The 9,447-nt window shown below is 69.5% G+C and carries 9 protein-coding genes and 1 rRNA gene; all 10 read right to left on the minus strand.

The features are described 5' to 3' along the window. Positions 1-11 precede the first annotated feature (11 nt). Entirely contained in the window at positions 12-638 is a 627-nt protein-coding gene (locus tag ACZ59A_RS33335; RefSeq protein ID WP_470966495.1) for a MerR family transcriptional regulator, read from the minus strand. A gap of 168 nt (positions 639-806) precedes the next feature. After that, the gene (locus tag ACZ59A_RS33340) at positions 807-1,280 is read right to left on the minus strand and encodes a bifunctional nuclease family protein (protein WP_009713203.1); all 474 of its coding nucleotides are present in this window, start codon (positions 1,278-1,280) and stop codon (positions 807-809) included. Positions 1,281-1,332: 52 nt separating this feature from the next. Further along, entirely contained in the window at positions 1,333-2,085 is a 753-nt protein-coding gene (gene ftsR / locus ACZ59A_RS33345) for a transcriptional regulator FtsR (protein WP_470966498.1), read from the minus strand. Between the two features lie 21 nt (positions 2,086-2,106). Then, entirely contained in the window at positions 2,107-2,961 is an 855-nt protein-coding gene (locus tag ACZ59A_RS33350; protein WP_468044870.1) for an FHA domain-containing protein, read from the minus strand. A 133-nt stretch (positions 2,962-3,094) separates the two neighbouring features. Beyond that, on the minus strand, positions 3,095-3,934 hold the full coding sequence (locus tag ACZ59A_RS33355; RefSeq protein ID WP_470966556.1) for a DUF881 domain-containing protein: 840 nt from the start codon (positions 3,932-3,934) through the stop codon (positions 3,095-3,097). A 671-nt stretch (positions 3,935-4,605) separates the two neighbouring features. Continuing rightward, positions 4,606-4,938, minus strand: a complete 333-nt coding sequence (locus ACZ59A_RS33360; protein WP_014058688.1) for a small basic family protein — start codon at positions 4,936-4,938, stop codon at positions 4,606-4,608. Continuing rightward, positions 4,935-5,873: a DUF881 domain-containing protein gene (locus ACZ59A_RS33365; protein ID WP_470966501.1), complete on the minus strand. Its 939-nt coding sequence runs from the start codon at positions 5,871-5,873 to the stop codon at positions 4,935-4,937. The genes ACZ59A_RS33360 and ACZ59A_RS33365 overlap by 4 nt, the downstream gene beginning before the upstream one ends. Positions 5,874-5,991: 118 nt before the next feature. Next, positions 5,992-8,487: a sugar phosphate nucleotidyltransferase gene (locus tag ACZ59A_RS33370; RefSeq protein WP_470966503.1), complete on the minus strand. Its 2,496-nt coding sequence runs from the start codon at positions 8,485-8,487 to the stop codon at positions 5,992-5,994. A gap of 109 nt (positions 8,488-8,596) precedes the next feature. After that, positions 8,597-9,205 carry a CDP-alcohol phosphatidyltransferase family protein gene (locus tag ACZ59A_RS33375; RefSeq protein WP_468044877.1) on the minus strand — a complete coding sequence of 203 codons (609 nt, stop codon included), beginning with the start codon at positions 9,203-9,205 and terminating at the stop codon, positions 8,597-8,599. Between the two features lie 150 nt (positions 9,206-9,355). Further along, positions 9,356-9,447, minus strand: a 5S ribosomal RNA gene (gene rrf / locus ACZ59A_RS33380); the annotation flags it as partial.

Consider the following 9,447-nt stretch of genomic DNA (forward strand, 5'->3'; position numbering starts at 1 on the left):
AGGGAGCGCTCTCAGCCCGCCCGGTTGCGGCGCCGGGCGAGTTCGTCGGCGGGGTTGTGCCCCACCAGGGTCTCGCCGGTGTCGACCCGCTCGCCGTGCAGCTGGGACAGCGCGCTCTCCACGTCCCGCCACACCACGCCCACGGCGATCCCGAAGACACCCTGGCCGCCCTGGAGGAGGTCCACGACCTCGTCCGGCGAGGTGCACTCGTACACCGTCGCGCCGTCGCTCATCAGCGTCATCTGGGCCAGATCGTCGAGACCCCGGGTGCGCAGGTGCTGGACGGCGGCCCGGATGTTCTGCAGGGACACGCCGGTGTCCAGCAGCCGCTTCACGATCTTGAGGACGACCACGTCCCGGAAGCTGTACAGCCGCTGGCTGCCCGACCCGTACGCGGGCCGAACGCTCGGCTCCACCAGGCCGGTGCGCGCCCAGTAGTCCAGCTGGCGGTAGGTGATGCCCGCGGCGGCGCACGCGGTGGGGCCGCGGTAGCCGACCGTCTCCGTACCCCCCGCGGCGGGCTCGCGTGGTGCCGTGGGCTGTGCCGCGACCCGAGCCTTCAATACCGGATCGGCCGGTGCGCTCCCCTGGAGCGCATACGGACCGCCGGCTGCCGTGCCGTCGCCGGTGCTTCTCACGCCGACCTCCGTCCTCGACCTGCCTTCTTGAAGGTAGGCAGTCACCCGGGGTGCGTCAACGATCGCCACACTCGGCACGCCGAGTGATAATCACCCTGAGAGTGGTTTCCCGTGTCCCTCGTCCGGGAAAGGCTACTCGAATGCGCTAGCGAGGTCCGGCAGACAGGCTTACTGGCTGCTGCTTCCGAAGTCCTCGGGCGAGATCTGGTCGAGGAACTCGCGGAACTTCTCCACCTCGTCCTCCTGCTCGTCCGGGATGGCGATACCGGCGTCGTCGAGCACGCCGTCGCTGCCGTAGATCGGCGTCCCGGTGCGCAGCGCGAGCGCTATGGCGTCGGACGGCCGCGCGCTGACCTCCACACCGCTGGCGAAGACCAGCTCGGCGTAGAAGACCCCCTCCCGCAGATCCGTGATCCGGACCTCCGTGAGCGTCTGGCCGACCGCTTCGAGTACGTCTTTGAAAAGGTCGTGGGTCAGCGGGCGTGCCGGAGCCATGCCCTGCTGTGCGAAGGCGATCGCGGTCGCCTCCCCTGGTCCGATCCAGATGGGGAGGTACCGGTCGCCTCCCACTTCACGCAGGAGCACGATCGGTTGGTTGGAGGGCATTTCCACCCGGACACCCACGACGTCGAGCTCGTTCACACAGCAACCCTAGGACGTGCCCGGCCGGTTTGGATAGTCGGGGCCGGATCGGTCAGTGTGCGGCGGCCCGCAGCGCCGACTGCACCAGGGCCGCGTGCAGCCGTACGGAGAGCGTCGCCAGCTCGCGCGCACTGGCCTCCGCATGCGCTCTGGTCTGCGGATTTCGATGCAGCCGCAGCGGTGCGACCACCTGCTCGACCAGTCCGGCCTCGCGCTCCGCGGCCGCTTTCATGATCCGCAAATGGCGTGGCTCCAGACCGAAGCGGCCCAGCTCGGCGATCAGCCGGGCGACCGTCACCGCCTCGACGTCGTATCCGCCGTCCGTACCGTGCGCGATCAGGCCGTACGACTCCCAATCGGCCAGCTCCGCCTCGCTGACCTGCGCGGACGCCAGCAGCTCGGCCCGGCCCACCCGGGCCACGGTCGGCCCTTCCGGGGCCTCGTGCGCCCCGGGCTCCAGCAGCTCGTGCGGCCGCGCTCCCGGCGAAACGGCAGGAAGCTGCGGCCGCTCACCCCGCTCCAGGGCCTCCAGGTGCTCCCGGATGACCTTGAGTGGCAGGTAGTGGTCACGCTGCATGCGGAGGATGAGAGCGAGCCGCTCCACATCCTCCTGACTGAACTTGCGGTAGCCCGACGGCGTGCGCCGCGGCTCCACCAGCCCTTCGGACTCCAAGAAGCGGATCTTGGAGATGGTGACTTCGGGGAACTCGTCCCGCAGCAGATTCAGCACGGTGCCGATACTCATCGACCGGCCACCCGCGGGGGCGGTGCCGGTACCGGCACCGCCCGACGGTGTCTGAAGCATGGACGGACCTCCCCTGGCGGGTCAGATGCCGACGCCCCGCTGGCTCGGGTAGAAGACCAGCCGGTACTTACCGATCTGCACCTCGTCGCCGCTGGTCAGGACCACCGACGCGTCGATCTGCTCCCGGTTGACGTACGTCCCGTTGAGGCTGCCGACGTCGGCGACGGTGAAGCTGCCGTCCTGGCCGCGCCGGAACTCCACGTGGCGACGGGAGACCGTGACGTCATCCAGGAAGATGTCGCTCTGGGGGTGGCGACCGGCCGTGGTCAGATCGCTGTCCAGCAGGAAGCGACTGCCCGAGTTCGGCCCGCGGCGGACCACCAGCAGCGCGGAACCCAGCGGCAGCGCCTCCACGGCGGCCTGGGCCTCCGGGCTGAGCGACGGCAGCGGGTTCTGCCCGGTCACCTCGGAGTCGTACGCCTCGATACCGGAGATGGAGATCGTCGACGTGGTCTCCGAGGCACGCTCGGAGGGCGCCTGGCCCCGCAGCGGCGCGCCGCAGTTGGAGCAGAACCGGCTGTCCTCCGCGTTCCGATGCCCGCACCTCGTACAAACAGGCAATCCGGGACCTCCACCACTACGCGAGGCCGATGAGTCCTCGAAACCTATGCGCCCGGCCGCCGAGGGGTCAACAGAAGACGCGCCCTGGCCGCCCGAAATGTCACCGCCCTGGCCGCCGACCTGATCCCGGAACAGCGGTCGCTCCTCGCTCCCCCCTCCGCTCTCGTCCGCAGCACGCCCCGCGCGGTGGCGAGCGGTGCTGCTGCCGCCGTCCTGGCGTGCACTCTTCCCGAACAACTTCCCGAACAACTTCACGGGCGATTCCCCTTGACTGAAACAGACCCGCCCGTGGGGCAGGACAAACCCTCGATGCACACACCAGCAGACGGTCCGGACATCCTCACAACGTCCGTGACCACCAGACAGTTTCCATCACGCGCGACTCTTCTGGTGCGTCGACCCCCCGCATCCACATGGTCTCGCCGAGAGACCCTCATATCGAACCGCCTCACCGTGATGACGACCGAGCGTAGTCAGGGCGCTTCCCCGACCGCAAGGCGTCCACAACGATCTTCTTCTCCCGCCGAACGGACACGGTGGCCTGCTCCTTCTCCAGACTCTGCACCACTCCGCCCGGAATGTTCAGCGCGGGCTCCAGATCCTCCGGCTTGCCGATCACCTTCACGACGTACGGCTGCGTCACTTTCCGTCCATCGATCGCCACCGAACCGCCGGAGTCCGAGAAGTAGGAGTTGGCGACCACCCGCACGGAGCCGATCTGGATCGCCTCGGCACCCGCCGCCCGCAGCTCCTGCACCGTGTCGAGCAGCATGTCGGCCTCCACGGAGCCCTGGGCGTCGTGGATGGTGATCGTGATCCCCGGCCCCTGCGCGGCGACCGTGCCCGCGAGCACGCCCAGCTGCTGCTCCTTCTGGAGCGTCTGCTTACGGGCCTCCTCCGCCTGGTCCGAGCTGTTCTCCAGCTCGGTGCGCTGATTCTCCAGACGCCGCTTCTCGTCCTGCAGCCGCTGGGTGCGCGAGTCCAGCTCGTCCAGGATCCGCACCAGGTCCTCCTGGCGGGCCCCGCGCAGCACGCTGTTCTCATTGGTCGACCGCACCTGGATGGCCAGGCCCAGGCCCAGCCCGAACAGCAGCAGGGCGACGATCAGCTGCGCCCGGGTCACCCGGGGCGGCCACACGCCCTTGAGCAGGGCCTGCCGACCGGTCGGCGCCTGTTTCCCCGGGCCCTCGGGCTTACCTCCGGGCGCGGGCTCGGCACGCTGCCCCGGCCCGTTCGACGGCCCGCCACCGTTCGCCGGGCCCTCGGACGGGCGCCGCCCGTTCGGCACCGAGGCCGACGGCCGCCCCGCGGCGCCCTGGCCCCGGGGCGCCGGACTCTGGGGAGCCTGGCCCTTGGGCGCCGGACCCTGGGGAGCCTGGCCCTTGGGCGCCGGACCCTGGGGAGCCTGGCCGCGGGGCGGGGCGTTCTGCGGCAGCGGGGCCCTGAGGGCTGGACGGGGGCCGCCCGGCCCGCCCGGCCCGCCCGCCCCGGGGCGCCTCACCTGGGGCGCCGGGGGCTTCGGCGAGGCGGCCTTACGCCGCTCCTCCGCCTCGGGGGGCTCGGGCTTCCCGCTCGCTTCCGCGCGCTTCTCCGGCGGCTTGGGCAGCGACGGCCGCGGCGGCGCGCCCTGTGCTCCCGGCTCCCCGGACGGCTCGGAGGCGGCGGGTCGCTCGGGCGCGCCCCGCTGCCGAGGCTTCGCGGATTCCTCGGACGCGCCGGGCTTCTCCGGGCCGCTCCGCCGTACCGAATCGCCGGGCTGCTCGGCCGCACCGGGCCGCTCGGAGTCGCGCGGCTTCTCCGCCGCGTCCCGCTCCCGGCGCGACTCGGCCTGCTCGGGCCTCTCGGACTCGCGCGGCATCTCAGACCGCTCAGGCTTCTCGGCCTGCTCGGACCGCTCCGGCTCACGCGGCGTCTCGCGCCGCTGCGGCTTCTCGGGGGTGTCGTCGGTCGTCATCCGCCTCACGCCCGGAACACATGCCGACGGATCGCCGCGGCGTTGGAGAAGATACGGATGCCGAGGACCACCACGACCCCAGTGGACAGCTGGGCGCCGACGCCGAGCTTGTCACCGAGGAAGACGATCAGTGCGGCCACCACCACGTTGGACAGGAACGATACGACGAAGACCTTGTCGTCGAAGATCCCGTCCAGCATCGCCCGGAAGCCGCCGAATACGGCGTCGAGCGCCGCTACGACGGCGATCGGCAGATAGGGCTCGACCACCGTCGGCACCACGGGTCGGACCACCAGCCCGACCACGACTCCCACGATGAGGCCCAATACGGCGATCACGATGTGCCCTTCCCTGGTTCGGTGCCACCCTTGCCGGCGCCGCCGGTTATGGGTTCTGCGCTACGTACGATCAGGCTCGGCGCGGCAGGCAGCCGGACCGTGTCCTGGGCGGAAATGCTCGTGCGGATGTCGTAGTTCTCCTGCAGCACGTGCAGGTACTGCCCATCGGCACTGTCCTGGAAGGCGGTGCTCAACCGCTGCCCGTCCCCCACCGCGAGCACCGTGTACGGCGGCGCCAGCGGCTTGTTGTCGACCAGTATGGCGTCTCCCGCGGCCCTGATCGCCGACAGCGCCGTCAGCCGCTGTCCGTTGATCGAGACGGCCTCCGCGCCCGACTCCCACAGACCGTTGACGACGCGCTGCATGTCGTGGTCGCGTACCCGCCCCGTATCGGAGAAGTCGTTGCTCTCCCTGGGGCTCCCGCCGCTCCCCGACGTGGACTCCTTGGCGTCGTCGACCGTCAGCTTGACGCCGGGACCGGACACCGCGGTCGCCCCCGAGAGCAGCGCCACTAGGTCGCCCTTGGCTCCCCCGTGCTTCTGCAGCGCCTGCCGCTGCTTCTCCCCCACATCGCTGCGGAGCTTGTCCACGCTCTTGGTGAGCTCGTCCGCCTTCGCGTTCCCCGACTCGATGCGGTCGATCAGCTCTCCCCGCTCCTTGGCCAGCGTCGGCGCCGATATCCGCGCCTCGGCGGCCCCGATGGTGACCACGACCGCCACCATCACCAGGCCGAGCGCCACCGTCAGCCTGCCGCGCAGCGTGCGCGGCAGGCGGGACGTGCCGGTCTCGCCCCGCCGCTCGGCCGCCTCGGCGTAGCCGTCGTCGAGGCTGTGGTCCATCACGTTGGTCAGCAGCGACATGGACGCGTCGAGGCGCGGGCGCGGGTTCGGCGGTGATGTGCTCCGAACGGGGGGCTGCTGCGACATGCCGCACATCGTCGCACGTCGCGAGCGCCGTCTCCCAATGGCCCCACCGGCGTGCCGGATCGATGGCCGGGAGACGGCGCCCCAACGTGTTCAAACGGGTTCAAGAGCCGTCGGAAGACGTCCCGGATCAGCGTCCGGCGCTGTCCACGACACCGGCCCACTCGTCGAGCAGCGCCTGTGCGGACGCGTCGTCCGGGCCCTCCGCCCACAGATGGGTGACGGCCTCGGCCGGGTCGGGCAGCACCATCACCCAGCGGCCGTCGGCCTCCACCACCCGCACCCCGTCGGTCGTGTCCACGGACCGGTCACCGGCGGCCTCCACCACATGCCGCATGACCAGACCCTTGACCGCCCAGGGGGTGGCCAGATCGCGCCGCTGCACATGGGCCCGCGGAATGCGCGCATCGATCTGGCTGAGCGTCAACTGGGTGCGCGCCACCAGTCCGATGAGCCGGACGAAGGCGGCCGTACCGTCGAAGACGCTGCTGAACTCGGGGATGATGAAGCCGCCGCGGCCGTCGCCGCCGAACATCGTCGTCTCCGACCGGGCGACCCGGGTCAGGTCGTCCGCCGCGGTCGTCGTCCACTCCACCTGGGTGCCGTGGTACGCCGCGACCTGCTCGGCGATACGGGTCGTGGTCACCGGGAGCGCCACCCGCCCGCTCCGCCGCTCCGCGGCCACCAGGTCCAGCATCACCAGCAGCGTCCGGTCGTCCTCCACGATGCGGCCGCGCTCGTCCACGAGCGAGAACCGCTCGCCGACGGGGTCGAACCGGACGCCGAAGGCCGCGCGGGCCGAGGCGACGATCTCGCCGAGCCGGGCGAGCCCGGAGCGGCGGCCGTCGGCGGTCTCGGTGGGGCGCGACTCGTTCAGCCCCGGGTTGATCGTCAGGGCGTCCACTCCGAGCCGTCCCAGCAGACTGGGGAGGACGAGCCCGGCGCTGCCGTTCGCGGCGTCCACCACGACCTTGAGACCGGACTCGGCGATACCGCTGACGTCCGTGGAGCGCAGCAGCGAGCCCGTGTACGAGTCGAAGACGCTCGACGGGAAGCTGAGGTCACCGATCTCCCCGGGGAACGCCCGGCGGTACTCCTGGCGCGCGTAGACCCGGTCCAGCTTGCGCTGGCCGCCCGCGGACAGATCGGCGCCGCGCTCGTCGAAGAACATGATGTCCACGGAGTCGGGCACGCCGGGGGACGTACGGATCATGATCCCACCGGCACTGCCCCGGGCCGTCTGCTGGCGGGCCACCGGCAGCGGCACGTTCTCCAGGTCCCGGACGTCGATGGCGCTGGTCTGCAGGGCGGAGATCATGGCCCGCTTCAGGGCGCGGGCGCCTCGGGAGTGGTCGCGCGCCGTGGTGACCGTGGAGCCCTTCTTGAGGGTCGTGGCATACGCACCGGCCAGCCGCACGGCCAGCTCGGGGGTGATCTCCACATTGAGGATCCCGGATACGCCCCGGGCCCCGAAAAGATGGGCCTGGCCCCGGGACTCCCAGATGACCGAGGTGTTGACGAACGCGCCCGCCTCGATGGTCTTGAACGGGTAGACCCGGACGTTCCCCTGGACGATCGACTCCTCGCCGATCAGACACTCGTCGCCGATCACCGCCCCGTCCTCGATGCGGGAGGCACGCATGATGTCGGTGTTCTTGCCGATCACACAGCCGCGCAGATTGCTCTGCTGGCCCACGTAGACGTTGTCGTGGACGACGGCCTTGTGCAGGAAAGCGCCGGTCTTCACGACGACGTTGGAGCCGACGACGGTGTGCTCACGGATCTCGGCGCCCGCTTCCACCTTGGCGTAGTCACCGATGTAGAGCGGGCCGCGGAGCACGGAGTCGGGGTGCACCTCCGCGCCTTCGGCGACCCAGACGCCGGGCGAGATCTCGAAACCGTCGAGTTCGACCTCGACCTTCCCCTCCAGCACATCGGCCTGGGCCTTCACATAGCTCTCGTGCGTGCCGACGTCCTCCCAGTAGCCCTCGGCGATATAGCCGAAGATGGGCTTGCCCTCCTTCATGAGCTGCGGGAAGACATCACCGGACCAGTCGACGGGAACATCCGGCTCGACGTAGTCGAAGACTTCGGGCTCCATGACATAGATGCCGGTGTTGACCGTGTCGGAGAAGACCTGGCCCCAGGTGGGCTTTTCGAGGAAGCGCTCGACCTGGCCCGCCTCGTCGACGATGGTGATGCCGAATTCCAGCGGATTGGGGACCCGGGTCAGGCACACCGTGACCAGCGCGCCCTTTTCCTTATGAAAATTGATTAGCTCGGTCAGGTCGAAATCGGTCAGGGCATCGCCCGAGATCACGAGAAAGGCATCGTCCTTGAGAGCCTCTTCCGCGTTCTTGACGCTTCCCGCGGTGCCGAGCGGCTTCTCCTCGTTGGCGTACGTGAGCTCCATGCCGAGCTCCTCGCCGTCCCCGAAGTAGTTCTTGACCAGAGACGCGAGGAACTGCACGGTCACCACGGTCTCGGACAGGCCATGCCGCTTGAGCAGCCGCAGCACATGCTCCATGATCGGCCTGTTGGCCACGGGAAGCAGTGGTTTGGGCATGGTCGCGGTCATCGGGCGCAGACGAGTTCCCTCGCCCCCTGCCATTACGACGGCCTTCATGTCGGAAGCGTCCTCCTCGAAAGAGACGGCGGTCACGCCGACCGCGCACGCCCGATGGCCCAAGAAATCGCTACGGGAGCCCGGTCCTGGGCTGCCCACGACGGCGAACTCAGTCGGCCGCGGCGTCCGCCTTCACCAGCCGGCGGACCTGAACCACGTAGAGGACTCCTGCCCACCAATAGAGTGTTGTACCCCATCCGGCGAACGCCCATCCGAAAATAGCAGCGGTCGTGTGAAGTGGGCCACTTCCATCACTCAGAAGGAGCAAGGGGAAGGCGTACATGAGGTTGAACGTCGCCGCCTTGCCGAGGAAGTTCACCTGCGGCGGCGGATAGCCATGGCGCCGGAGGATCCACACCATCGCGACGAGCAGGACCTCGCGGGCGAGGAGAACCACGGGCAGCCAGAGCGGCAGGATGTCCCGCCAGGTGAGGCCGATGAGCGTGGACAGAATGTAGAGCCGGTCGGCGGCAGGGTCGAGGATGCGGCCAAGGCTGCTGATCTGGTTCCAGCGACGGGCCAGCATGCCGTCCAGATAGTCGCTCACCCCGCTCAGCGCCAGCACCAGCAGGGCCCAGAGGTCGCTCTTGGGCCCGCCGAACTCGGGCCGGAGGATCAGCCACAGGAAAAGCGGTACGCCGAAGAGGCGCGCGGTGCTGAGGATGTTCGGGATGGTGAGTACACGATCCGTCTGGACCCGTGTCTCCTGAACCTCCACCCGGGGGCCTCCTGTGAGGGAATCAGTCGATGATGCCCCATGACTCTACCGGTAGTGCCACCGGTACCCCTCACCGGGGAGGTAGTAGGAAACGCGAAAAGGGCCCGGTCGGGAGCTTTAAGCTCCCGACCGGGCCCTTTTCTAAAAATTGTTCGGCGGCGTCCTACTCTCCCACAGGGTCCCCCCTGCAGTACCATCGGCGCTGAAAGGCTTAGCTTCCGGGTTCGAAATGTAACCGGGCG

Source organism: Streptomyces sp. NPDC040405, assembly GCF_055595765.1.

What these genes read in the sequence shown, in the direction of transcription:
- ftsR (WP_470966498.1), bottom strand. Translation starts at nt 2,085, where the DNA reads ATGCTTCAGACACCGTCGGGCGGTGCCGGTACCGGCACCGCCCCCGCG.
- ACZ59A_RS33365 (WP_470966501.1), bottom strand. Translation starts at nt 5,873, where the DNA reads ATGTGCGGCATGTCGCAGCAGCCCCCCGTTCGGAGCACATCACCGCCG.
- ACZ59A_RS33370 (WP_470966503.1), bottom strand. Translation starts at nt 8,487, where the DNA reads ATGAAGGCCGTCGTAATGGCAGGGGGCGAGGGAACTCGTCTGCGCCCG.